This is a genomic window from Sphingobium sp. B8D3A, from assembly GCF_025961995.1.
In the GTDB taxonomy this organism is placed as follows: Bacteria; Pseudomonadota; Alphaproteobacteria; order Sphingomonadales; family Sphingomonadaceae; genus Sphingobium.
This window is the reverse complement of the sequence record NZ_JAOQOS010000001.1, coordinates 532,365-556,315: the sequence shown is the minus strand read 5'-3', so window position 1 is coordinate 556,315 and position 23,951 is coordinate 532,365. Positions and strand designations below refer to the sequence as shown.

At 65.6% G+C, this 23,951-nt stretch carries 23 protein-coding genes; 18 read left to right on the top strand and 5 right to left on the bottom strand.

What is annotated here, in order from left to right; translation table 11 throughout:
• Positions 1 to 6 precede the first annotated feature (6 nt).
• From M2342_RS02710 to M2342_RS02700, 3 genes are read right to left on the bottom strand one after another with little or no spacing between them, the layout of a single operon-like run.
• On the bottom strand, positions 7 to 1,665 hold the full coding sequence (locus M2342_RS02710) for a hydantoinase B/oxoprolinase family protein (RefSeq protein WP_264577935.1): 1,659 nt from the start codon (positions 1,663 to 1,665) through the stop codon (positions 7 to 9).
• On the bottom strand, positions 1,662 to 3,782 hold the full coding sequence (locus M2342_RS02705; protein ID WP_264577934.1) for a hydantoinase/oxoprolinase family protein: 2,121 nt from the start codon (positions 3,780 to 3,782) through the stop codon (positions 1,662 to 1,664). The genes M2342_RS02710 and M2342_RS02705 overlap by 4 nt, the downstream gene beginning before the upstream one ends.
• The gene (locus tag M2342_RS02700; protein WP_264574219.1) at positions 3,766 to 4,776 is read right to left on the bottom strand and encodes an isopenicillin N synthase family dioxygenase; all 1,011 of its coding nucleotides are present in this window, start codon (positions 4,774 to 4,776) and stop codon (positions 3,766 to 3,768) included. Before M2342_RS02700 ends, M2342_RS02705 begins: the two co-directional genes overlap by 17 nt.
• 159 nt (positions 4,777 to 4,935) lie before the next feature.
• Between M2342_RS02700 and M2342_RS02695 the strand changes: the two genes are divergently transcribed.
• From M2342_RS02695 to M2342_RS02640, 12 genes are read left to right on the top strand one after another with little or no spacing between them, the layout of a single operon-like run.
• Complete coding sequence (locus M2342_RS02695; protein WP_264577933.1) at positions 4,936 to 5,721, top strand: SDR family NAD(P)-dependent oxidoreductase; 786 nt, start codon at positions 4,936 to 4,938, stop codon at positions 5,719 to 5,721.
• 16 nt (positions 5,722 to 5,737) lie between these two features.
• Positions 5,738 to 6,934 (top strand): cystathionine beta-lyase, encoded by a 1,197-nt coding sequence (metC, locus tag M2342_RS02690; protein WP_264577932.1) that lies wholly within the window; start codon positions 5,738 to 5,740, stop codon positions 6,932 to 6,934.
• A gap of 17 nt (positions 6,935 to 6,951) precedes the next feature.
• Positions 6,952 to 7,368: a DUF3830 family protein gene (locus M2342_RS02685; RefSeq protein ID WP_181560796.1), complete on the top strand. Its 417-nt coding sequence runs from the start codon at positions 6,952 to 6,954 to the stop codon at positions 7,366 to 7,368.
• A gap of 4 nt (positions 7,369 to 7,372) precedes the next feature.
• Entirely contained in the window at positions 7,373 to 8,830 is a 1,458-nt protein-coding gene (locus M2342_RS02680; RefSeq protein WP_264577931.1) for an aldehyde dehydrogenase family protein, read from the top strand.
• A 2-nt stretch (positions 8,831 to 8,832) separates the two neighbouring features.
• A complete protein-coding gene (locus tag M2342_RS02675) occupies positions 8,833 to 9,651 on the top strand; it encodes an urease accessory protein UreD (protein WP_264577930.1) in 819 nt (272 codons plus the stop codon).
• 1 nt (position 9,652) lies between these two features.
• A complete protein-coding gene (locus M2342_RS02670) occupies positions 9,653 to 9,955 on the top strand; it encodes an urease subunit gamma (protein WP_181560798.1) in 303 nt (100 codons plus the stop codon).
• A gap of 31 nt (positions 9,956 to 9,986) precedes the next feature.
• The gene (locus M2342_RS02665; RefSeq protein ID WP_264579972.1) at positions 9,987 to 10,295 is read left to right on the top strand and encodes an urease subunit beta; all 309 of its coding nucleotides are present in this window, start codon (positions 9,987 to 9,989) and stop codon (positions 10,293 to 10,295) included.
• Positions 10,295 to 12,004: an urease subunit alpha gene (gene ureC / locus M2342_RS02660; RefSeq protein ID WP_264577929.1), complete on the top strand. Its 1,710-nt coding sequence runs from the start codon at positions 10,295 to 10,297 to the stop codon at positions 12,002 to 12,004. Before M2342_RS02665 ends, ureC begins: the two co-directional genes overlap by 1 nt.
• 17 nt (positions 12,005 to 12,021) lie before the next feature.
• Positions 12,022 to 12,540 carry an urease accessory protein UreE gene (locus tag M2342_RS02655; RefSeq protein ID WP_264577928.1) on the top strand — a complete coding sequence of 173 codons (519 nt, stop codon included), beginning with the start codon at positions 12,022 to 12,024 and terminating at the stop codon, positions 12,538 to 12,540.
• Positions 12,455 to 13,228 (top strand): urease accessory protein UreF, encoded by a 774-nt coding sequence (locus tag M2342_RS02650; RefSeq protein WP_264577927.1) that lies wholly within the window; start codon positions 12,455 to 12,457, stop codon positions 13,226 to 13,228. Before M2342_RS02655 ends, M2342_RS02650 begins: the two co-directional genes overlap by 86 nt.
• Before the next feature lie 5 nt (positions 13,229 to 13,233).
• Complete coding sequence (ureG, locus tag M2342_RS02645; protein ID WP_264572313.1) at positions 13,234 to 13,872, top strand: urease accessory protein UreG; 639 nt, start codon at positions 13,234 to 13,236, stop codon at positions 13,870 to 13,872.
• Positions 13,869 to 14,438 carry a HupE/UreJ family protein gene (locus M2342_RS02640; protein ID WP_264577926.1) on the top strand — a complete coding sequence of 190 codons (570 nt, stop codon included), beginning with the start codon at positions 13,869 to 13,871 and terminating at the stop codon, positions 14,436 to 14,438. Before ureG ends, M2342_RS02640 begins: the two co-directional genes overlap by 4 nt.
• Positions 14,439 to 14,452: 14 nt before the next feature.
• On the opposite strand, the gene M2342_RS02635 is transcribed toward M2342_RS02640, so the two are convergent.
• Entirely contained in the window at positions 14,453 to 15,040 is a 588-nt protein-coding gene (locus M2342_RS02635; protein ID WP_264577925.1) for a TIGR00730 family Rossman fold protein, read from the bottom strand.
• 191 nt (positions 15,041 to 15,231) lie between these two features.
• Here M2342_RS02635 and M2342_RS02630 point away from each other — a divergent pair, with 191 nt between their 5' ends.
• From M2342_RS02630 to M2342_RS02620, 3 genes are all read left to right on the top strand, one after another.
• Positions 15,232 to 16,560, top strand: coding sequence for an aromatic ring-hydroxylating dioxygenase subunit alpha (locus M2342_RS02630; protein ID WP_264577924.1), 1,329 nt, complete (start codon positions 15,232 to 15,234; stop codon positions 16,558 to 16,560).
• On the top strand, positions 16,557 to 17,996 hold the full coding sequence (locus M2342_RS02625) for a glutamine synthetase family protein (protein WP_264577923.1): 1,440 nt from the start codon (positions 16,557 to 16,559) through the stop codon (positions 17,994 to 17,996). The genes M2342_RS02630 and M2342_RS02625 overlap by 4 nt, the downstream gene beginning before the upstream one ends.
• Positions 17,997 to 18,917: 921 nt before the next feature.
• The gene (locus M2342_RS02620) at positions 18,918 to 20,117 is read left to right on the top strand and encodes an MFS transporter (RefSeq protein WP_264577922.1); all 1,200 of its coding nucleotides are present in this window, start codon (positions 18,918 to 18,920) and stop codon (positions 20,115 to 20,117) included.
• Here the strand turns inward: M2342_RS02620 and M2342_RS02615 are convergent, their stop codons facing one another.
• Complete coding sequence (locus tag M2342_RS02615; RefSeq protein ID WP_264577921.1) at positions 20,118 to 20,834, bottom strand: SDR family NAD(P)-dependent oxidoreductase; 717 nt, start codon at positions 20,832 to 20,834, stop codon at positions 20,118 to 20,120. It lies immediately after the preceding gene.
• Between the two features lie 131 nt (positions 20,835 to 20,965).
• Between M2342_RS02615 and M2342_RS02610 the strand changes: the two genes are divergently transcribed.
• Genes M2342_RS02610 through M2342_RS02600 form a run of 3 tightly spaced genes read left to right on the top strand, consistent with a single transcriptional unit; the run spans position 20,966 to position 23,432 of the window.
• Complete coding sequence (locus tag M2342_RS02610) at positions 20,966 to 21,781, top strand: D-glutamate cyclase family protein (protein WP_264577920.1); 816 nt, start codon at positions 20,966 to 20,968, stop codon at positions 21,779 to 21,781.
• 5 nt (positions 21,782 to 21,786) lie between these two features.
• Positions 21,787 to 22,644 (top strand): phytanoyl-CoA dioxygenase family protein, encoded by an 858-nt coding sequence (locus tag M2342_RS02605; RefSeq protein WP_264577919.1) that lies wholly within the window; start codon positions 21,787 to 21,789, stop codon positions 22,642 to 22,644.
• On the top strand, positions 22,644 to 23,432 hold the full coding sequence (locus M2342_RS02600) for an SDR family NAD(P)-dependent oxidoreductase (RefSeq protein WP_264577918.1): 789 nt from the start codon (positions 22,644 to 22,646) through the stop codon (positions 23,430 to 23,432). Before M2342_RS02605 ends, M2342_RS02600 begins: the two co-directional genes overlap by 1 nt.
• Positions 23,433 to 23,951: the final 519 nt, after the last annotated feature.

Below are 23,951 nucleotides of genomic sequence, written 5' to 3'. Positions count from 1 at the left end.
CCGTTACTAGAGGGCCTGGCCGTAGATCGCCTTCGCGCTCTCGCGGGAAATCATGCCTTCATCCAGGTCGGCACGGACGCTGTCCGGCCTGCGCTGGGCTGGGTCGCCCAGGCCCGCGCCGCCGGGGATCTGCAGCACCAGCCGCTCGCCGGCGGGTATCGCCTGCAGGCCCTTGGCGCGCATCATTTTGCCGCCGGAGGTCGACACCGTACCCGCCGCGCCGTCATGCCCGCCATCGCGCCCCCTGGCCGGGCGGTCGACCCGTTCGAACATCGCTAGTACTTCGAAGCCGCTGCCATCACGCATCCCGACTTCCACGGTCTGCCCCAGGCCGCCGCGCAACGCGCCGGCCCCGCCGCTATCGGTACGCAATTCCTTGCGCCAGATGACGATGGGCGCACCGCTCTCGGTCACCTCGACCGGCATAGCGCGTACACCGCTGGGGAAGGCAGTGCCAGAGAGGCCATCCTGCCCGGGTCGCGCGCCAGAGCCGCCGGAATTGAAGAAGATCGCATCAAATGGATCGCCCTGTCGGCCATTGCCTTCCGCCGGCAGCCGACCTCGCAATTGCACGGACCACAAACAGGACGAGCCCTCGGCCGGCACCCGGTCGGGGATGGCCTGCGAGAGGCAACCGAACACCACATCCGGCAGCATCTGCCCGATGACATGCCGCGCCGCGACCGGCCAGGGGCGCTGGACATTGAGGATGGAGCCTTCCGGTGCGGTGACCTCAAACGGCTCCAGCGCGCCGAAATTGTTCGGCACTTCCGGCGAGATCACGCAGCGCAGGCCGAACACGGTGTAAGCACGGCAATAATTCAGCACGACGTTGATGCCACGCGGCAGGCAGCCGTCCGTGCCCTCATAATCCATCGAGAGGGTATCACCATCGATGGTGAGCGTCCCAACGATGGTCACCGGCGCATCATAGCCATCGATCACCAGCGTGCTGGACCACTGGCCATCCGGCAGCTTGGCGATTTCCGCGCGAGTCGCCGCCAGCGAGCGCTCAATGATGTAGTCCGCGACCTGTGAAAGATCCGCCATGCCGAATTCCCCGAGCATGGCGCTCAGGCGACGGGCGGCAGCCTCGTTGCTAGTGATGTAGGAGAGCACGTCGCCCTTCACCTGCAGCGGCATCCGCACATTCTGGCAGAGAATGTCGATGAGATCCTGGTTGATACGCCCCGCGTCGGCCAGCTTCATCAACGGAATCTGCAAGCCTTCCTCGTAGATCGAGCGGCCATCCGGCCCCTGCCCAAGGCCGCCGATATCGACCTGATGGCAGCACACGCCGAACAGGCCAACGACCCGCCCCTCATGGAAAGCCGGGGAGACCACGGTGACGTCGTGGAGATGTCCCGCCGTCAGCCAGGGATCGTTGGTGATGAAATGGTCGCCCTGCTTCATCGTCGCGACCGGGAATTTGGCAAGGAAGTGCCGCACGCCTTCGGCCATGGAGTTCACATGCCCTGGTGTGCCCGTGACCGCTTCTGCCACCAGTCGTCCGTCCAGATCGAACAGCGCGGCGGAAAGATCGCCGGCATCGCGCACCGTGGTCGAGAAGGCTGTGCGCATCAGCGTCTGGGCCTGCTCTTCGACAATGGAGATCAGCCGCGTCCAGATCACCTGCATCCGCAGTTCGGTCAGCGCATCGCTCATCGGGCGTCTCCTGTTTCACGGCGGGTCAGCACCAGATAGCCGCGTTCGTCCATCTGTCCGTCGAAACGGGGCGAGACCACGGTGGTCGTCTCACGCTCGGCGACCAGCGCCGGGCCGGAGAACCGCTCGCCGGCCTGCATCGTCTCGCGGGCGTAGAGCGCGAAATCCATCGCCTGACCGGTGGTGGGATCGACCACGCGCCGGCTGCCGACCGGCGTGGCAGTGCGGGTTGCGACCGCCGTGCCGGATGCTCCCGCGCGGAAGCCGCTCGCGCTCACATTGACGCGCCAGGTCAGCATTTCGATGGGAAGGTCGAGCACCATGCCGCCATATTGCGCGCGATAAGCCTGCTCGAAGCCAGCTTGGAGGACGGCGATGTCCGCCTCGCCGAGCTGGCGGGCCTGAATCTCGAACGGGATTTCATAGCCCTGCCCCTGATAACGGGCGAAGCAGACGCGGCGTTCGCTCTGGTCCGCTCCGGTCGCGCCGGCGCTGACGAGGCCGCGCGCTTCGGCGGCCATTTCGTCCAGCAGAGCATTGAGGCGGGTCAGATCGGCCTGATCGAGCCGCATGGTGAGGCTGCGGGCAATCTCATAGGAAACCGGCGCGCGCAGGAAGCCGACCGCCGATCCGACGCCGGCGCCCGACGGGATGATCACGCGCCCGATGCCGAGCTTTTCGGCAAAGCTCACCGCATGGAGCGGCGCAGCGCCGCCGAAGGCGATCAGCGTGCGCTCGTCCAGCGTCATGCCCTGCTCGACGGCGTGGACACGCGCTGCGCTCGCCATTGTCTCATCGACAATCTCGCTGACGCCCACTGCCAGCGTCTCCGCCTTGCCATCCCACAGACCGAGCCCGGCCAGCGCGGCGTTCGATTTTTCGGGGTGCAGCGTTACCTTGCCGCCGGCAAAGCGGCTGGGGTCGATGCGGCCGAGCGTGATATCCGCGTCGGTCACGGTCGGTCGCTCGCCGCCGCGTCCATAAGCGGCCGGGCCGGGCTCCGATCCCGCGCTATGCGGCCCTACCGTCAGGCGCCCGGCGCTGTCCACCGCGGCAATCGATCCACCGCCGGCACCGATCTCGACCATTTCCACCACGGGGATGCGCAACGGCAAGCCGCTTCCCTTGCGGAAGCGGTGGGCGCGTCCGACCTCGAACACCTGCGATGTCTGCGGCGCACCATCGTTGATGAGGCAGATCTTGGCGGTCGTGCCGCCCACGTCGAGTGCCAGCACGCGGTCCTCACCGCATTCGCTGGCCACGGACGCGGCGAAGATTGCGCCGCCCGCCGGGCCGCTCTCCACCAGCCGCACGGGAAACCGCGCGGCGATATCCACGGTGGTCAGGCCGCCGGAAGACAGCATCAGGTAGAGCGGGCAGGCAAAGCCCATCTCCGTCAACCGCGTTTGCAGCCGGCGCAGATAGGCATCGACCAGCGGCTGCACATAGGCATTGGCCGTGGTGGTGGAGAAGCGCTCATATTCGCGCATCTCCGGCGAGACCTCGCTGGAGAGCGAGAGAGCCACACCCGGCATTTCCTCGCGCAGAATTTCCGCCGCGCGCAGCTCGTGCGCCGGGTTCACATAGCTGTGCAGGAACGCGACGGCGACGCTCTCCACACCCTCGGCGCGGAACTGGGTAGCGGCGGCGCGCACGGCCTCTTCATCGAGCGGCAGCAACACGTTGCCGAGCGCGTCCATCCGCTCCGCCACGCCGAGCCGCCACTTGCGCGGCACCAGCGGATCGGGCTTCTCCATGCCGATATCATATTGGTCGAAGCGGCTTTCAGTGCCCAGCGCCAGCACGTCGCGGAACCCGTCGGTGGTCAGCAGCGCAAGTTTGACACCGCGTCGTTCGATCAGGGCGTTGGTCGCCAGCGTCGTTCCGTGAACGACCAGCGAGACGTCCGCCGGCCCGATGCCGGCCTCATCCAGCAGCAGGCTCACCCCGTCGAGGAGAGCGCGCTCGGGCGCGTCATAGGTGGTCAGCAGCTTGGTCGAATGGCGACGATCGCCAACCTCCAGAACGACATCGGTGAAGGTTCCGCCGATATCGGCACCGATCTTCGCGCCGATCCCCGCAGCGGCGGGGGAGGCAGCCTCAGTTATAGACGTCATGGGGATTCTTGGAGAGCTGGCTGTAGAAACGGGCGAGATGATCAGCAACGCGCACCGGCTGGTAGCTGGGGCCGTCTGCGCCAACGAGTTCCGGCAGCGGCGCTACCGTCACATTGCGGTCGGGATTGGCGAAATAGGGCACAGAAAAGCGCTCCACATCCGTGCGGTTGCGCACACGGTGATAGTTGGAAATGAAGCGGCCGTTCGACCACCACATCATCATGTCGCCCACATTGATCGTGAACGCGCCGCGCAGGGGCGGCGCCTGAATCCACGCGCCGTCGCGCCGCTTGACCTCAAGGCCGCCGACCTCGCCCTGCGCCAGGATCGTGAACGGCCCTTCGTCGGTGTGCGAAATCATGTTTGACACGTCGCTGTCCGCCGCGTTCGGCAACACCGGATAATAGTTCATGCTCAACTGCGAGGGTGGATGCTTGAACCAGCCATCGAACCGATGCTCGTCCAGACCCAGACCGATCGCAAAGGCACGCAACAACTCGCGGCCAAGGGTCACCATGGCATCGAGATAGGCCTCACCCGCCGCCTGGAACTCCGGCATGTCAGCGGGCCAGCGATTGATTTGATCGAAGATGCGCGCATGCTCCATGTCGTCCGGATCGGCCGGCCACTCATGCTGCATCCGATATTGCTCGAACATGCGGGTGTTGCGAGAGAGCGGCTGTTGCGGGGGCATGGGAATGTAACCGCGATACCAGTCCGGTGTGGCGAATGCCTCAGCCCGCTCCGCCATGGGCTTGGCGAAGAAATCCGCAGCAGCTTTGAACACGGCGTCGATCACCGCCTGCGGGACCCCATGGCCAGTCAGATAGAAGAAGCCGATATTCTCGCAGGCAAAGGCGATTTCTTCGGCGACAGCCTTGCGAGCGGCCGGGTCGCCGGACAGGAAAGGCGCGAAATCCACGATGGGAATCTCGTCCAGCGACACGGCAGCTGCTGCTGCAATATCGTCCTCGCTTCTTTCGCTACGGCTCATATCTGAACACTCCAATGGCTGTCCGTGACTCGTTTAGGACAACGCGGATGGGGCTAGCGGTGCTTTTTAGGTACGGGCCTGTCGCCGAATGATCAACTTCCCGCGCAGCCGATTTGCGGTAGGCATGTAAAAGAAGTCCCCCTGCGGATGATGCCACGAATGACTAACATGAAGAATGCCCCCGATCTGACCGGAAAGACCGCGCTGGTGACCGGCGGCACGCGTGGCCTCGGCCTTGGCCTGGCACGGGCGCTGGGGCGGCAAGGTGCAAAGCTGGTTCTGGTCGGTCGCGATCCTGACACCGGCGCGAAGGCCGTCGCCGCGCTCGCCGCGGAAGGCATCGACGCACAGGCCGTCGCGGCAGATGTCTCCGACGGAGCCGGTTTGCGCGATGCCGTCGCACCACTCGGCGCCATCGATCTTCTGGTCTGCGTGGCCGGTGTGGGCGTGCCGCGCCGTCCCGTGTGGGAGGCGACGCCGGAAGACTATCGCGCTTGCTTCGATATCAATGTGCTGGGCGTGATGAATGCCATGGCTGCCGTGATGCCCAGCATGGTGGAACGAGGCGAGGGCCGCGTGGTCGCCATTGGCGGGACCTATGGCCATAAGGGCAACGCCGGCTTTGCCATATATTCGGCGTCCAAATGGGCCCTGCGGGGCCTCGTCAAATCCGCCGCGCTCGATGCCGCGCCTTATGGCGTGCGGGTCAACCTCATCTCTCCGGGCGGCGTGGAGGGCGAGCGCCTGTCGCGCATGTTCCGTGAATCCGCGCAGCGCAATGGCGAGCCGGAGGACGCGCCGCTCAAGCGCTTCCTCGCCACCACGGTGCTGGGCCGTCTCGTCACCGAGGAAGATGTCGCAGCGGCGCTCTTCCATCTTGTCGGGCCGGCAGGCAACATGATCACCGGGCAGGACATCGTCGTGGATGCCGGCACCGTCATCTAAAGGGGAAAGCAAGAGCATGGCCGATCTCAAGGGCTTCCATCGCGATACGCAGGCACTGCACGCCGGGCGCCATCCGGAAGCCAATTTTGGCGTCGTCAATCCGCCGGTCTACCACTGCTCGACGGTCCTGTTCGAGTCCGTGGATGCGCTGCTGGAAACGCGGCGGGACCGGGCTTCGGGCGCGTTCGAGGGCTTCACCTACGGACGCGAAGGCACCGCGACCACACGCGCCTTCGAGGATGCGATCACCCTGCTGGAAGGTGGCTATCGCGGCATCACGACGAGTTGCGGCCTCGGCGCGATCTGTGCTTCGCTCACGGCCTTCCTCTCCGCTGGAGATCATCTGCTGATCGTGGACAGCCTCTACGGCCCGGCACGCGATTTCTGCGAAAGCTTTCTGCGCAAGTTCGGGGTCGAGGTGACCTATTACCGTCCCGACGTCGGCGCCGGCATTGTCGATCTCTTCCAGCCTAACACCCGCGTCGTCTATATGGAAAGCCCCGGCTCGCTCACCTTCGAGATGACGGATGTGCCCGCCATTACCAGAGAATGCCGTGCGGGCGGCATCTGGACGATCTTCGACAACACGTGGGGATCGCCGATCAATTTCCGGCCGCTCGAACATGGCGTGGACGTGTCCATCAACGCCGCGACCAAATATATTTCCGGCCATTCCGATCTGATGCTCGGCATTGCGGTGACGACCGAAGCAGCCTTCATTCCGGTCAAGAAAACGGCTTCGGCCTCGGGCTATTGCGGCGGGCCGGACGATATCTACATGGCGATGCGCGGTCTGCGCACCCTGCCACTGCGGATGAAGCAGCATCACGCCTCCGGTCTTGCTATCGCGCAATGGCTGCAGGCTCGGCCGGAGGTTCACCGGGTGATGCATCCCGCGCTCCCGGATGATCCCGGTCATGCGATCTGGAAACGCGACTATGACGGCGCTTCGGGTCTGTTCGGCTTCGTCCTGGAAGCATGCAGCGAGGCACAGTTCGCGGCTTTCATGGATCATATGGATCTCTTCAAGCTGGGCTATTCCTGGGGCGGCTATGAGAGCCTCGTGGTGCCGACCTATCCCAACACGCTGCGCTCGGCGACCGAGTGGTCCGCGCCTGGCCCGGCCGTGCGCATCCATGTCGGGCTAGAGGCGGTCGAGGATCTCATCGCCGATCTCGAGCGCGGCTTCGCCCGGCTTCATGCCGCAGCCTGATTTTGATGGAACACCCCATGACCCTGATCGACATTACCGCCGGCCCGTTCAGCTTCGTCGCCAAGCTGGAAGAAGAACTGGCGCCCGTGACCGCCGCGCGCTTCAAGGCAATGCTGCCTTATGACGAAAAGCTTATTCACGTCCGCTGGAGCGGTGAGGGCGTATGGATTCCGCTTGGCGATGCCACATACGATCTGCCCTGGGAGAACCCGACGCGCTATCCGGCGCCGGGCCAGTTCATCTTCTACCCCGGCGGCTACAGCGAATGCGAGATCCTGCTCGCTTATGGCGGGGTGGCCTTTGCCAGCAAGCTGGGGCCGCTGGCGGGCATCCATTTCCTCACGATCATCGAAGGACTTGAGCATCTGCCCGAACTCGGCCGCACCGTCTTGTGGGAAGGCGCCCAATCCGTCAGCTTCCGGGTGAGGGGCTGATCGCATGGCGCCGCGCATCGAAAAGCTCCTGATCGACGGCCAGTGGACGGAAGCGAGCGGCGGCGAGACGTTCGAGACGATCAACCCCGCCGACGGCAGCCTGCTGGCTCATATCGCGCGCGGTACGGCGCAGGATGTCGACCGCGCTGTCGCCGCTGCGCGCGCGGCGTTCGAGCAGGGGCCATGGTCGCGCTTCTCTCCCGCCGGCCGACAGGCGTTATTGATGCGCCTCGCCGACCTGCTTGAGCGCGACGCCGAGCATTTCGCGCGGCTCGACACGCTGGAAATGGGGTCTCCCATCCGTCACACGCGCGGATCGGTAGCGATGCTCGTCGATCTGCTGCGCTATTTCGCCGGCATTGCCCGTTCGATCGAAGGGACAACCAACGCCCCCTCCGATCCCGGCTTGTTCGCCTGTACCGTCAAGGAGCCGGTCGGGGTTTGCGGCGCGATCATCCCCTGGAACGGCCCGCTCTGGGCTTCCGTGCTCAAGCTTGGTCCAGTGCTCGCGAGTGGCTGCACGCTGGTTCTCAAGCCGGCCGAAGATGCCAGCCTCGCGCCGCTGCGCCTTGCCAAGCTCGCGCTGGAAGCCGGCGTTCCGGATGGCGTGTTCAATGTGGTCACGGGCTTCGGCACGGAGGCCGGCGCCGCCCTCGCCACCCATCCGGGCGTCGACAAGATCGCCTTTACCGGCTCGGTCGAAACCGGCCAGCAGATCATTCGCGCCTCTGCCGGCAATCTCAAGCGCCTGTCGCTGGAGCTGGGGGGCAAGTCGCCCAACATCGTCTTTGCCGATGCCAATCTCGAAGCCGCAGCGCGGGCCGCAGTCGGTGCCGCCTTTGCCAATTCCGGCCAGGTGTGCAGCGCCGGCACAAGGCTGTTCGTCGAGCGCCCAGTGCATCGCGCGTTCGCCGCCGAGGTCGCGCGCATCGCGGCCGATCTCAAGATCGGCAATGGCCTCGATCCGCAGACCGATCTCGGCCCGCTCGTGTCGGCGCGGCAGCTAAGTCGGGTTTCTACGCATATGGAGGATGCGCTGGCCGAGGGCGCGCAGGCTCTGTCCGGCGGCGCGCGACTCTCCGGCGCGGATTATGATCAGGGCTTTTTCTTCCCACCCACGGTGCTGGTCGATGCGCATGACGAGATGCGCGCGGTGCGGGAGGAGATTTTCGGCCCCATCCTTGCCACGCTCCCCTTCGATAGCGAGCATGAGGTCATCGCCCGCGCCAATGCCACGCAATTCGGCCTTGGCGCGGGCGTGTGGACGAGCAGCGTCGGCCGTGCGCATCGCCTGTCGCGCGCGCTCAAGGCCGGCTCGGTGTGGGTGAACTGCTATAACCGCATTGATCCTGCCGTGCCCTCCGGGGGCGTCAAGGCGAGCGGACAGGGCCGGGAATATGGCCGCCAGCATGTCGAGGAGCATTTCCAGCTCAAGTCCGTCTGGATCGATACGGCAGTCTGACGGTGCTGCAGGCCGTCCCCTCCTACCTTCGTAGCCATGGGACGCTTTCGCTGCGCTTCGAGCAACGCGCCGGCAAGACGGTGTTGCGCCACCGGCAGGAGGGCGGCTGCCTGCGCGTGCGCGTGCCGCGCGGCCCTGCCGTCGAGGCGGTCGTCATTAACACATCCGGCGGCCTGTGCGGCGGAGACAGCATCGACCAGCGCGTGGCGTGGGCCGAGGATACCGCATCGCTGCTGACCACGCAGGCCGCCGAGAAGGTCTATGGCAGCACCGGCTCCGCCTGCACCGTTGCCACGCGCCTTCATGTCGGTCCCCGCGCCAGCGCAGAGTGGCTGCCGCAGGAAACCATCCTGTTCGATGGCGCCCGGCTGGAGCGCGACACCCAGATCGTACTGGAGGAGGATTCAGCCCTGCTCTGGTGCGAATCCGTCGTGTTCGGGCGTGTTGCGCGGGGCGAGCAGTGCTCGACGGGCCAGCTGCTCGATCGCGTTCGGGTCCGCCGCGGCGGTAAACTCCTCTATGCCGATGTGCTGGCCCTCGGCGAGGCGCCGGCTGCCCAGCTCGGTCGCCCGGCGCTGGGCGACGGCGCCCGTGCCAGCGCGGTGCTTCTGGCCATTGGCGGCGATGCGGTCACCCGCCTCGATGCGGTGCGCGCCATGCTTGAGGATCATCTCGATGTGCTGGCCGGCGCGAGCCTGTGGAACGGCATCCTTGCCGTCCGACTGCTCGCTCGGGATCCACCGGCGCTGCGTCGCTGTCTGGCGGCATCGTTCAAATTGCTGCGGGGCCGGCCCGATCTGCCCGGTCTGTGGAGGTGCTGAGATGCAATTGACACCCAGAGAGAAGGACAAGCTGCTGCTCTCCGTCGCAGCCATGGTGGCGCGACGGCGGCTGGAGCGCGGGGTGAAGCTGAATTACCCGGAGGCCATCGCCCTGATCAGCGACTTCGTGCTGGAAGGCGCGCGCGACGGGCGCAGCGTCGCCGATCTCATGGAAGCCGGCGCGCATGTGCTCACCCGCGAGCAGGTCATGCCGGGCATCGCCGAGATGATACCCGATGTGCAGATCGAGGCGACCTTTCCCGATGGCACGAAACTGGTGACAGTCCATGACCCGATCCGCTGACGCCCCAGCCCACCCCCGCGCGCCGGCCGAGATGATTCCCGGCGAACTTCTCCCCGCCGATGGCGAATTGGAGCTGAATGCCGGTCGTCCCGTGCTGCGCCTGACCGTCGCCAACACCGGCGACCGGCCGGTGCAGGTCGGCAGCCATTATCATTTTGCCGAGACCAATCCGGCGCTCGATTTCGACCGTGCTGCCGCGCGCGGGCACCGGCTGGATATTCCCTCTGGCACGGCGGTGCGCTTCGAGCCCGGGCAGAGCCGCGAGGTCGATCTGGTGCCGGTGGCCGGCGCGCGCACGGTCATCGGCTTTCGGCAGGACGTGATGGGAGCACTGGACTGATGGCATATCGCATGACCCGCGCGGCCTATGCCGACATGTATGGCCCCACCACCGGCGACCGCCTGCGCCTCGCCGATACCGATCTTGTCATCCGCATCGAACACGACCTCACCGACTATGGCGAGGAGGTAAAGTTCGGCGGCGGCAAGGTCATCCGCGATGGCATGGGCCAGAGCCAGGTCACCCGCGCTTCCGGGGCGGCCGATACCGTCATCACCAATGCCGTGGTGCTGGACTGGACCGGCATCTACAAGGCGGACATCGCGCTGCGTGATGGGCGCATCGCCGCCATAGGCAAGGCCGGCAATCCGGACATCCAGCCGGGCGTCGATATCGTCATCGGCCCTGGCACGGAGATCATTGCAGGTGAGGGCAAGATCCTCACCGCTGGCGGCGTCGATGCCCATATTCACTTCATCTGCCCGCAGCAGGTGGAGGAGGCTATCGCCAGCGGCGTCACCACCATGATCGGCGGCGGCACCGGCCCGGCGACCGGCACAAACGCCACCACCTGCACCCCCGGCCCCTGGCATATCGAGCGGATGCTGATGGCCGCCGAGGGCTTGCCGGTGAACCTCGGCTTTGCCGGCAAGGGCAATGCCAGCCAGCCCGATGGCCTCATTGAGCAGATCCGCGCCGGCGCCTGCGCACTGAAGCTGCATGAGGACTGGGGCACCACGCCTGCGGCCATCGACTGCTGCCTGAGCGTCGCCGATGCGATGGACATTCAGGTGATGATTCACACCGACACGCTTAACGAGAGCGGTTTCGTGGAGGATACGATCGCCGCCTTCGCCGGGCGCACGATCCACGCCTTCCACACCGAGGGTGCAGGCGGCGGCCACGCCCCGGACATCATCCGCCTCGCCGGGCTGGCGCATGTGATCCCGTCGTCAACGAACCCGACCATGCCCTTCACGGTCAACACCATCGACGAGCATCTCGACATGCTGATGGTGTGCCATCATCTCGATCCGTCGATCCCGGAGGACCTCGCCTTTGCCGAGAGCCGGATTCGCAAGGAGACGATTGCGGCCGAGGACATCCTGCATGATCTCGGCGCGCTTTCGATCATCTCGTCAGACAGTCAGGCAATGGGCCGCGTGGGCGAGGTCATTACCCGCACCTGGCAGACCGCGCACAAGATGAAACGCCAGCGCGGTCCGCTTACCGGCGACGATGCACAGGCGGACAACGCACGGGCGAAGCGCTATGTCGCCAAATACACCATCAACCCCGCGCTGGCGCAGGGCCTCGCGCATGAGGTCGGCTCGGTCGAGGTCGGCAAGCTGGCCGATTTGGTGCTGTGGCATCCGGCGTTCTTTGGCGCCAAGCCGGAGCTGGTGATCAAGGGCGGCATGATCGTCCATGCGATGATGGGTGATGCCAATGCGTCGATCCCGACGCCGCAGCCCGTTCATGCCCGGCCGATGTTCGGCAGCTATGGCCGCGCCATGGCGGCGAGTTGCATCACCTTCGTGAGCGCCGCCGCACTGGACACCGATCCTGCCGCACGCCTCGGTCTCTCGCGGACGCTCAGCGCGGTGCGCGCCACCCGCAGCATCGGCAAGCGCGACATGAAGCTCAACGACGCGCTGCCGCATATCGAGGTCAATCCCGAGACCTATGAGGTACGGGCGGATGGCGAATTGCTGGCCTGCGAGCCTGCGTACGAGTTGCCCCTCGCCCAACGCTACTTCCTCTATTGAAAGGGTCGGGACGCAATATGCTCCGTATCACCGCCATCCAGCCCGGCCACAGCCATGACGCCACCGACACGGTGCTGCTCGATCATGACCAGCGCCGCCGCCGCCGCATCGTCTATCGTACGCAGGCCGGCCGCGCGATCCTGCTCGATCAGCCCAATGTCGTCCATCTGCGCCATGGCGATGGGCTGCTGCTGGACGATGGCACGCTTGTCGCCGTCGAGGCGCTGCCCGAGCGACTCACCGCCATCACCGCCCCGGACCTCCCCGCGCTGGTGCGCATCGCCTGGCATCTGGGCAACCGCCATCTGCCGACCCAGCTCGATGGCGAACGGCTGCTGATCCGCGAGGATCATGTCATCGCCCATATGGTCGAGGGGCTGGGTGGCACGTGCCAGGCGGTCGAAGCCGCGTTCGATCCCGAAGGTGGCGCCTATGAGGGTGCGCCCGGCCATGCTCACGCCCACGATCACGGTCGCGATCATCACAGTCACGGGGATCACCACCACGACCATCACCATCATCACAGCCATGGATGACGGTGCGCTCTTCGATCTGCTGAGCTGGATGTCGCCCGCCTGGCCCATCGGCGCCTTTGCGCATTCGGGCGGCATCGAGTGGGCGGTTGAGGCGGGGCATGTCATCAGCCGCGACACCACCGTCGCGTGGATCGGCGACTTGCTGGAGCATGGCCCGCTGTTCAACGAGGCGGCGTTTTTCCTCCACGCCCTTCGCGCCGCGCAGGCCAGCGATGCAGCGCGGCTGACCGAGGTGGCCGAACTGGCGGTTGCCGCCCAGAGCGGCTTCGAGCGCCATCTGGAAACCACGGCGCAAGGTGCGGCCTTTCGCCGCATCGCGCTTCAGTCGACGCAGCCTTCCGCCTTTGCATCGCTGATCGCCCATGTGCCGGATGGCGCGCTCGCCTATCCGGTAGCGGCGGGCTGTTTGTTCGGCTGCCAGGGCATATCGGAGCGACATGGTCTTGTGGCCTATCTCCATGGCTGCGTCGCCAATCTCGTTTCCGCCGCCCAGCGGCTCGTGCCGCTCGGTCAGACCGATGGCCAGCAGGCCCTGCTTGCCCTGCGCGAGCCGATCCGTGCGCTGGCAGCGGAGGTGATGGCGCTGCCCGACGGCGATCCCTTCCTCGCCCTGCGCGGCTGCACGCTCGTCGCCGAGATCGGCTGCATGGCGCATGAAACCCAATATACGAGGCTGTTCAGGACATGACGACAATGGAACAGGATGGCGCCATGCAGGCGCAGACCACCGGCGCCCTGCGCGTCGGCATTGGCGGGCCGGTTGGCTCGGGCAAGACGGCGCTGATGGACGCGCTCTGCAAATCGCTGCGCGAGCGCTATCGGATCGCCGCCATCACCAACGACATCTACACGCGCGAGGATGCCGAGTTCCTCACCCGCGCCGGCTCGCTGGAGCCTGAACGCATTCTGGGCGTCGAGACCGGGGGCTGCCCGCATACCGCGATCCGCGAGGATGCTTCGATGAACCTGGCGGCGGTGGACACGCTGGAAAAGCGCTTCCCGGGCCTGCAACTGGTGCTGATCGAGAGCGGCGGTGACAATCTTGCCGCCACCTTCAGCCCCGAGCTGGCGGACCTGACGATCTACGTCATCGACGTGTCGGCGGGCGACAAGATTCCACGCAAGGGCGGGCCGGGCATCACGCGCTCGGACCTGCTCGTGATCAACAAAATCGATCTCGCGCCCCATGTCGGTGCCAGCCTTGAGGTGATGGACCGGGATGCGCGCAAGATGCGCGGACAGCGCCCGTTCGTCTTCGCCAATGTGCGGGCCGGCCAGGGCGTCGCGGAGATCGAGGCATTTATCATCGAACATGGAGGGCTGAACGGATGATCAGACATTTCAAAACGGCGCTCGTCGCCATGATCGCGCTGATGCTGCCGGCGGCGGCACAGGCACATCCCGGCCATGAGGTCGCCAGTCCGCTGGTCTCGGGCCTGCTGCATCCGCTCACCGGCGCCGATCACCTCGTCGCGATGGTCATGGTCGGACTGTGGGGCGGCATGTTGGCGGGCCGTGCGAAATGGGCCGCACCTGCCGCCTTCGTGGGCGCGATGGTGATCGGCTTTGGCTATGCGCTGCTCGGCCAACCAGCCGGCCTTGCCGAAGGCGGCATTCTGCTCTCCATCCTCCTGCTTGGTCTGGCGCTGGCCCTTCGACTGAAGGCCTCATGGGCTGTCGCGGCGGCAGTGACGGGTGCTTTCGGCTTTGTGCACGGCATGGCGCATGGTCTTGAGGCTCCGGCTGGGGACGTCGCCACGTTCGCGTTCGGCTTTATCGGGGCGACGGCCGCGCTGCACGCGCTGGGCGTGGTGATCGGAAGCCGCGTTCCCGCACAGGCCTTGCGGGCGATGGGTGCGGTGGGCGCCGGTTTCGCGGTGTTCCTGCTCGCGGCCTGATCGCGCTCAGGCGATCAGAGCCACTTCGGCACGTCGGGCTTTTCGAAGGCGATGAGGGCGTCGATCAGCGCGTCTGGATCGCCTTCGACGACGATGCCGTTGCGATGCTCAGGCGGGAGGAATTTCTGCCCGATCATCGTGTCGACAAAGGTCATGAATGGCTCGTGGAAGCCGCCGACATTGTAGAGGCCGACCGGCTTGTCGATCTCGCCAAGCTGGTTGAGCGTCCAGGCCTCCATGAACTCCTCCAGCGTCCCGATGCCGCCGGGCAGGGCGATACAGGCATCCGCGACGCTGAGCATCCGCTCCTTGCGCACCCGCATCGTCTCGACGATCTCGTGCAGCGAGAGATCGGGGTGGAGGTGCCCGCGATCGAACAGGCGCTGGTTGATCACGCCATGGACATGACCGCCGCCTGCCAGCGCGGCATCGGCCAGGATGCCCATCAGCCCCTTGTGCGTGCCGCCATAGACGATGCCGATCCCGCGCCGGGCCAGCGCCGCGCCCAGCTCGGCCGCCGCGCGTTCATAAGTGTCGCCAAGGCCCGGATTGGATCCGCAGAAGACGGCAACGGTACGGATGTCGCGCTTTGGCTGGCTCATTGATGTGCTCGCATGTTCGAATGGTCGATGCGCGAGCCTATGTTTCGAAATCCGTCACGGCAAGCGCTGATGGGTTCTGATTCCAGCAACGCAGCGGGCGCCAGTCGGCAACACGCGCGCGCGAGCGGTTGAGGCAGAACGGACGTCATCAGGGCACCAGCACCGCACAGACGACCCACGGGAAGCCAAGCATGACACCAGCACAAAATGATCTCATCACCCTGAGCGGCAAGGGTACGCCGCTCGGCGCACTCCTGCGCCGCTACTGGCAGCCCATCGCATTGCTGGAGGAGCTGGAAGGGCCGCGGCCCGCCAAGGCCGTAAAGGTGCTGGGGCAGGACATGGTGCTGTTCCGCGACGAGCAGGGCCGCCTCGGCCTGCTCGACCGGGATTGCCCGCATCGCGGCGCCGATCTCGCCTTCGGGCGGCTGGAAGATGGCGGCCTGCGCTGCCTGTTCCATGGCTGGCTGTTCGATGTCGATGGCAATTGCATCCAGACCCCCGGCGAGCCGGCCGGCTCCAGCCTGTGCAGCCGTGTGAAGCAGCGCAGCTACCCGGTGGTCGAGCGTGCCGGCATGATCTTCGGCTTTCTGGGCGAGGGCGAGGCGCCGGCCTTCCCCGGTCTCGATTGCTTCGCTGCGCCGGACAGCCATGTCTTCGCCTTCAAGGGCTATCTCGATTGCAACTGGCTGCAGGCGCTGGAAGTCGGCGTCGATCCGGCCCATGCCAGCTTCCTCCACCGCTTCTTCGAGGATGAGGAGGCGGACGCTTATGGCAAGCAGTTCCGCGGCCGCTCGGCAGACAGCGACCTCACCATGATCCAGGTGCTGCGCGAGTTCGAAAACCCGGACATCACGATCACCAAGACGGACATTGGCTTCCGTCTCACCGCCTTGCGCTCGCTGCCTGAGGGCAAGACGCATGTGCGCATCACCAACCTGTTCTTCCCGCAGGCCTTCGTCATCCCGCTTTCCGAGACGATGACGATCACGCAATGGCATGTGCCGATCGATGATGTGAGCTGCTATTGGTACGCGGCCTTCACCAGCTTTACCGATGCAGTGGACAAGGAAGAGATGCGCCGCCAGCGGCTCACGCTCTACGAGCTGCCGGACTACAAGCCGCGCCTCAATCGCCAGAATGATTATGGCTATGACGTGGTGGAGCAGCGCAGCCGCACCTATACGGGCATGGGCGAGGACATCAACGTGCACGACCAGTGGGCGGTGGAGTCCATGGGCCGCATCCAGGATCGCACCCGCGAGCATCTCGGCACCACGGACAAGGGCATCGTCGCCTATCGCACCATGCTCATCCGCGAGATCGGCAAGCTGCAGAAGGGCGAGCGCCCCCTGCTCGATCTGACAGCGGAGGAAGCGCAGCAGGTGCGTGATCCGGGCACCGTGGATGGCGTCGCGCCCGCCGGTGCGGACCTTGAGGCCTACTGGCGTGAGGTGGACCGCCGCCGCCGCGATGCCGCACCCTGGGCCTCCCAGCCGACTCCTGTTTCCGCAGAATGAGCGACTTCATCGCCACCCATGGCCTGTGGAGCAACGAAGCCCGTCGCCAGGCCGCCGATGTCCTTAAGCGCATCGAGGCTGACGGGATCAATACCGTCCGCCTCGTCTTTGCGGATATGCACGGGATCACGCGCGGCAAGACGTTGCTGGCCGACTCCCTCGCGGGCGCATTCGAGGATGGCTGCGCGATCACCTCGACGCTGCTGCTCAAGGATACATCGCACCGTACAGTGGTGCCGGTTTTCGCGGCCGGCGCCGGGATTGGCGATGCCGATCTGCAGGGCGGCGGCGATGTCATCATGGTGCCCGATCCGGCCACCTTCCGCGTTCTGCCCTGGGCACCCGGCACCGGCTGGATGCTGTGCGATCTCTATCATCATGATGGTCGCCCGGTCGTCGCCTCCACCCGCCGGCTTGCCCGCGCGGCGGTGGACCGGCTGGCGGCGCGCGGCTTTGAATATGTGAGCGGGCTCGAAGTGGAATTCTACCTCACCCGGCTGGAAGACGCGGCGCTCGCGCTGGGTGATGCCGGCCAGCCCGGCCGCCCCCCGCAGGTCTCATTGCTCCATCAGGGCTATGCGTATCTCACCGAGCAGCGTTACGATCAGGTCGAGCCAATCGTCGAGATCCTGCGCGAAAACTGCCTCGCGCTCGGCCTGCCGCTGCATTCGCTGGAAGTGGAGTTCGGCCCCAGCCAATGCGAGTTCGTCTTCAAGGCGGGCACCGGCATTGGCCCGGCGGACGACATGATTCTTTTCCGCAGCGCCGCCAAGCAGATCGCCCGGCGCCATGGCTATCATGTCAGCTTCATGTGTCGCCCCCAATTGCCCGAGGCGATGGCGAGCGGCTGGCATCTCCACCAATCCTTGCGCAATATCCGCACCGGCGAGAACGCTTTCGCGCCCTCGGACGGGTCGGATGGCCTTTCCGGCGTTGGCCAGCAATTCCTCGCCGGACTGCTCGCCGGCGCAGCGGGGGCCGCGCCCTTCTCCACGCCCACCATCAATGGCTACAAGCGCTACCGGCCCAACAGCCTCGCGCCCGACCGCGTGGCCTGGGCGGAGGACAATCGCGGCGCCATGCTGCGCGTGCTCGCCAGAGGCGCCGCCAAGCTGCGCCGTATCGAGAACCGCGTGGGCGAGCCGGCCGCCAATCCCTATCTCTACCTCGCCTCTCAAATGGTCACCGGCCTTGCCGGAATCGAGGGCGGCATGGACCTGCCCCCGCCGGTGGACTCACCCTATGCTGCGCAGGTCGAAAAACTCCCCCACACGCTCGACGCCGCGCTCGACCGGCTGGACACAGACCCCCTCCTGCGCGCCGCCTTCGGCAATGATTTCGTCGACCACTTCCTCCTCATCAAACGCGCCGAAGTCGCCCGCTACAACCAGACCGTGACGGACTGGGAACATCGCGAGTATTTCGATTTGTTTTGAGGGGAAGCGGATCACGGGACGGCATCCCTGCCGTCTATGCGTGAAACAGGTCGCCTGAAAAGCGTTCCTCGCAATGCACGTCCGGGTTTGCGAAACAAACCAAAAGGCGGAAACAGCTGAGTTCCCGCAGGAATGGTCTTTGCCGATCTTCACCGTCCGTGCCGAGTAGAGTCCGAGTATCGGCGCAGGCGCGTATCGAAGCATCGCAGAGCAGGGGCTGGTCCTTTGATACCTCGCTTCGACAGGCTCAGCCGCTACTCAGGCCCCCGGAATGCCGTCACTATGTTTGCCGTGTCCGATCAGCCCCCTTTTAAGCGTTCATGGGGGGCGGCGCCCGGCAAGTTTGAGATGGTTAAAGGACCTCACCGAACCGTCGGCTGATGCTTGATAACATGATGCAAAATGGGCAGGTAACCTTGGTCATCTAAAAGCCCGCTAGAACTGCCGATGATGGTCGGGGCGCTACATCGGGGGCATCTGGCCGTCCAACGCCTCACTCGATTCTGCTTCTCGGGAACAGTCCATTCATCAAGCCATTCACGGACTTCGCTTACATCAAATGTCGCGCAGCAGGAGAAGCAGCCAGCGTATTTGCTCGCTTCGACCTCGCGGCGGTTGCCAACGCTGTGTGCGACTGCTTCCGCCACAAGTTTTGCATCTGCGCTCTGCTTCATCGGAATACCATCGCGGAAATGACGAACGTCAGCAATGCCGTCGTTTCTGGATAGGCGGGTCTCCCGCCATACTTCTAATGAGGCGGCATCCGCCCGTCTCCTCCCATTCACCGGCCAAGCCGCAGCCCGCCAAAAAATGTGAACACCTCGGTGCAGATTGCGAACCCCGCTTGTGGGCACCGGGCGTCTCCTTATCCTGCCTCCTCATGCCGGAGCGCTCGTCCGGCCGCATGATGAGGAACTGCCGATGCTGCCGCCACGAACGCAAGGAAACTGGAGCACCATAGCGCTGGTCTATCTCATCGGCCTGATGAGCATGGCGCTGGTCGGCATTCTCTCTCCGCTGGCGCTGCGCATTACCGAGGCGATGGATGCGCCCGCTGCCGCGATTGGCCTCACCATTGCGCTCTTCTCCCTGCCCGCGACGATCGTGGCGACGGTTGGCGGCGGCATTGTCGATCGCCTTGGGCCGCGCCTGGTGCTGCTGCTAACCTCGCCGGTCTTCGTGCTGGCGGACGTGATCCTGTGGTTCGCGCAGGATATCTGGCTGTTCAACCTGGGCGTGCTGATGGCGGGCGTGGGCTATCTCGGCATCCTGAACGGCGGCGCGGCAATGCTGATGGGCTCGCTGGAGGGCGGCTCGCGCACCCGCGCACTCACCTTGTGGTCTACTTATGCGCCGACCGGCTTTTCGCTCGGCCTGCTGATGGCCGCACCCTTCACCACCAGTGACAGCTGGCGGCTCGCGATTGCCTTCCACGGCGCGATCATGCTCGGATGCGCGGCGCTGGCCTTCATCCTCCCGCATGTCGCGGCAATCCGCAAGGAAGGGCAGAATGGGCGTGAGAAGCTGGCTGCCCTGTTTGCCGGCCTGCGCCGTCCGCCGATCCTGATGCTCGGCTTTGCCATGGCGATGCCGGCGATGATCTCCTACGGCACCAGCCTTGCCGCGCCAACCTATCTGGCAAAGGTGCATGGCGTCTCGCTCGCCGCGTCTGCGAGCATCGTGGCCATTGCCAAGATCGCCGCGGTGCTGCTCGGCGGCACGATTACCGGTGCGCTGCTCTCCCGGGATTTCCCGATGCGGCGGCTGCTCGGCATCGTCGTGGTCATCGGCATCGTTGCGCAGATCGCTTTGTTCCTGCCGTCCAGCCCGATGATCATCGCCATTGCGGGATTGATGGCTTGGCTGTTTACTTATGGCGCCGCCACCGGAATCTGCATGGCGACTATGCCGGCGCTCGCGACCGGAACGGTCGGCGGCGGTACAGTGGCAGGTTCGGTCAACCAGTTCGTGTCGCTGGCCTCGTTCCTCACCCCCACCGTCTATTTCGCGCTGACGCACTGGTCAGGCTATGTCGGCGTCGCGATCGTCGGCCTGCTGGTCTGCTTCATTGCGTTGCCCCGCGTGCCGACGGCGCCCAAAGCGGCCGCGTCGGCGGCTTGATCAGACCGCCGTGTCGCCGCCGTCCACCGGCAGGATGGCCCCGGTGAGATAGCTGGCGGCGGGTGACGCGAGGAAGCAGACCAGCGCCGCAGCCTCCTGCGCTGAACCATGCCGCCGCAGCGGAATGCGCGCCTCGATCTGCGCGCGCTCATCCGCGGCATTTTCCCGCGTGGTCCAGTATGCGTCAGTCAGCGGCGTATCGAGCCAGCCTGGCAACACCGCATTCACGCGGATGCCGTCCGGCCCCAGTTCGGCAGCGAGGCTGCGCACCAGCCCCGCAACACCGGCCTTGGTTGCCTGATAGCCATGGGTGAAGGGTTGCCCGCGCAGTGTCGCAGTGGATGAGAGCAGGGTGATGCTCGCATTGGCCGATTCGCGCAGCGCCGAAAGCGCCGCCTGCACCGCGAGGAAAGGCAGGCGCAGGTTGATCGCTGCCGCCCGGTCCCACATCGCTCCGGTCCAGCGTTCGATGGGGGCACTCTCCATGGCGCTGGCGGCGATCACCAGCGCATCGAGCGTGGGGAGGTGGGTGAGCGCTTGCGCGACGGCGTAGACTGGAGCCTCAGGGTGGGCGAGGTCGATGGCGACGTAGGGATAGACACCGTCAGGCGCCGCTCCTTCATCCGCCAGCGCCACCTGATGTCCAGCCCGCGCAAATTCCCCTGCAATCGTGCCGCCCAGTCCGCGCGTGCCGCCGATGATCATCATGCCCGCCATATCTGCGCACTCCCGCAACCAAAAGGCGTAGCCAAGCACGGCCGCGCGGTGCCGCCCATGGCCGGATCGGCAACGGGGGAGGCATCAAAAAGCAACTCTCGGCAACGCCCCGCGCGCGTAAAAGAGCAAATATGACCCAAGCCCTCTCCGCAGGGGCGTCCACGCCCGCATTCGACCGCGCCGATCCGCGCGCCGTGCGGCGTGCGATCCGCGCGGGGGCATTCACCGATTTCACCAACCACGTCGCGCGCGACTTCATGCAGGGCAATCTTGTCGCCGTCCCGGCGGCCTATGCGGAGGATTTCGAGGCCTATTGCCGCGCCAACGCCCAAGCGCTGCCGATCCTCGGCCGCAGCGAGCCGGGCGTCCGTGCGCTCCCCGCGCTCGCCGACGATCTCGACATCGCCCGCGATACCGGCGGCTATATGGTGTTCCGCGATGGCGAGTTGGTCGAGACCCCGCGCGATGCCTCTGCCGTCTGGGCGGACGATCTCGTCGCCTTCGTGCTTGGCTGCTCCTTCTCCTTCGAAGCCATTCTTCAGCGCGCCGGTGTACGCCTGCGCCACCTCGATGAGGGCAATGTCTCGGCCATGTACGAGACGGATCGCGAGACGACCCCCGTCGGCCCGTTCGGTGGGAAGCTCATTGTCTCCATGCGCGCGCTCAGCCCCGCCGATGCCATCCGCGCGACGCTGCTCAGCGCCCGCTACCCGCAATGTCACGGCGCGCCGGTTTCGCTCGGCCTGCCTGGCGATCTGGGGATCGCCGATCTTTCGCACAGCTATGGCGGCCACGGCCTCACGACCCTGAACCCCGGCGAGTTGCCGGTCTTCTGGGCGTGCGGCGCGACGGGCCAGAATGCCGTGCGCAACGCCCGTCTGCCGCTCTGCATCACGCACCACAAGGCGCACATGGTCGTCACAGACCTGCCGCTCCCCAAGGACTGACCCTCATGAACATCGATCAGATCGTCTCCGATTATTACGAAAACGGCTATGTCGTCCTGCCCGGCCTGCTGGCGGGTCCGGTGCTGGACAATCTGCGCGCGCTCACCGACCGCGTCGCCGCCAAGGCGGAGACGGTGGAGGGCGATGACGCCTGGTTCGATTTCGACACGGACGTTCGGGGCAACCGCACCATCCAGCGGATCAAGAAGCCCAACCGCATCGACCCCTATTATGCCGAGCAGGCGGGCAATGCGGATATTCTGGCGGTCCTCACCCGCATCATCGGCGCGAACGTGCGCCTCTCGCACACCAAGATCAACATGAAGTCCGCCAATGGCGGCGCCGCGCTGGAGTGGCATCAGGACTGGGCCTTCGCGCCGCACACCAACATGTCCACCTGCGTCGCCTCGGTGATGCTGGATGGCGCGAACGCCTCCAACGGCGCGATGCAAGTCATCCCCGGCAGTCACAAGGGGCCGCTGCTCGATCATCATGACGAGGAAGGCTATTTCTGCGGTGCGGTCGATCCCGCTGACTTCGACATGGCGAAGGCAGTGCTGCTCGAAGGTCCGCCCGGAACCGTCAGCTTCCACCATCCGATGACGCTCCATGGCTCCAGCGTGAATCGCTCGGGCGATCCGCGCCGCATTCTCTTCTATGAATATGCCGCCAGCGATGCCTTCCCGCTCTTCTACAAGGTGGATTGGGACGAATATGAATCCCGCCTCGTCTGCGGCCCCTCGACGCGAGAAGTGCGCTTCGAGCAGAATTATGTTCGCCTGCCCTTCCCCTCGCGAGCCGGCAGCTCGATCTACAAGATTCAGGCCGGCTCGAAGCGCAAATTCTTCGCGGACGCGCAGTGATGGCGGGCAGAACCCCCATCGCTTTCGTCACCGGTGCCAGCGCGGGCACGGGGCGGGAGATCGCGCTGGCGCTGGGCGCGCAGGGCTATGATGTCGCGATGGTCGCACGGCGCACCGCCGCCATGGAGGATGTCGCCGAGCAGATCCGCGCAAATGGCCACCGAGCGCTGGTGCTGACCGCAGACGTGCGCGATGCGCCCGCGCTGGAGGCGGCGCTCGATAGCTTCCTGGGCTGGTCGCAAGGCGCAGTGGACGTCATTGTCAATGCCGCCGGCCACACTGGCCCGCTGTCACCGCCCATCGGCGAGTTTGGCATCGAAGAGTTCGACAACACCATCGCCACCAATTTGCGGGCGCCGTTCATCGTCATGAGCCGCCTGCTGCCGGTGATGCGTGCAGCGGGGCATGGGCGCATCGTCAATATCGGCGGTAATCACGGCATGCGCGGCCGGGCCGGTCGCTCGAGCTATTCCGCCTCCAAATGGGGCCTGCGTGGCCTCACGCGCAGCGCGGCGCTGGAGGCGGGACCGGACGGCGTGACCGTCAACTACGTCGCGCCCGGCCCCATCGCCGTGCCGCGCATGAAGGCCAATTGGCGCGCCATGGCCGAGTTGAAAGGCCTGTCGGAAGAGGAAGCCCTGCGAGCCTATGTGGCCGACATGGGCATCCCGCTCAATCGCCCCAGCGAGATGGCGGACATCGTCGCCATGGTGCTTTACCTTGTCGGCGACGGCGGCCGCAACGTGACAGGGCAGGAACTGGTCGTGGACGGCGGCGCGACGCTTTGAGGCTTGGACCATCCGATCAATCGATGATGCGGTGAGTCCAGTTTGTCGATCATCCCGGCAGCGCTTTTGCAAGACTGAGTTCCAAACCGGACTGGACGCCCCGCCGTTCGTCCTGAGTAGCTGCTGAGCTTGTCGAAGCGGCGTATCGAAGGACCGCTACGTGCGCTGCGATGCTTCAATACGGCTCTTCGATACGCACCTGCGGCGCTACTCAGACCCTACGGGGAAGATCGGCAAAGAGCGCTCCCAACGACTTTTAGTGATAGCGCTAGCGTTCCGCGAGACCCAATAGCGGACAACCGGTCAGGCAAGGATTTGTCCGCGTCGGGCCAACCCCGTTGCCCCGCCAGCACCTCCCCGGTGCCACAATCCCCCCGCGACACTATCCCGCAGCAGGTTAGAACGGCAGGATGCACAAGGAGTGACTCCGCCGATGATGACCCGCCCCCTTCGCCCTGCGCCCTCGCACCGATCAGATCGATTGGCTCGCCTTGCGCTGTGGTCCGTACTGCCCCTGGT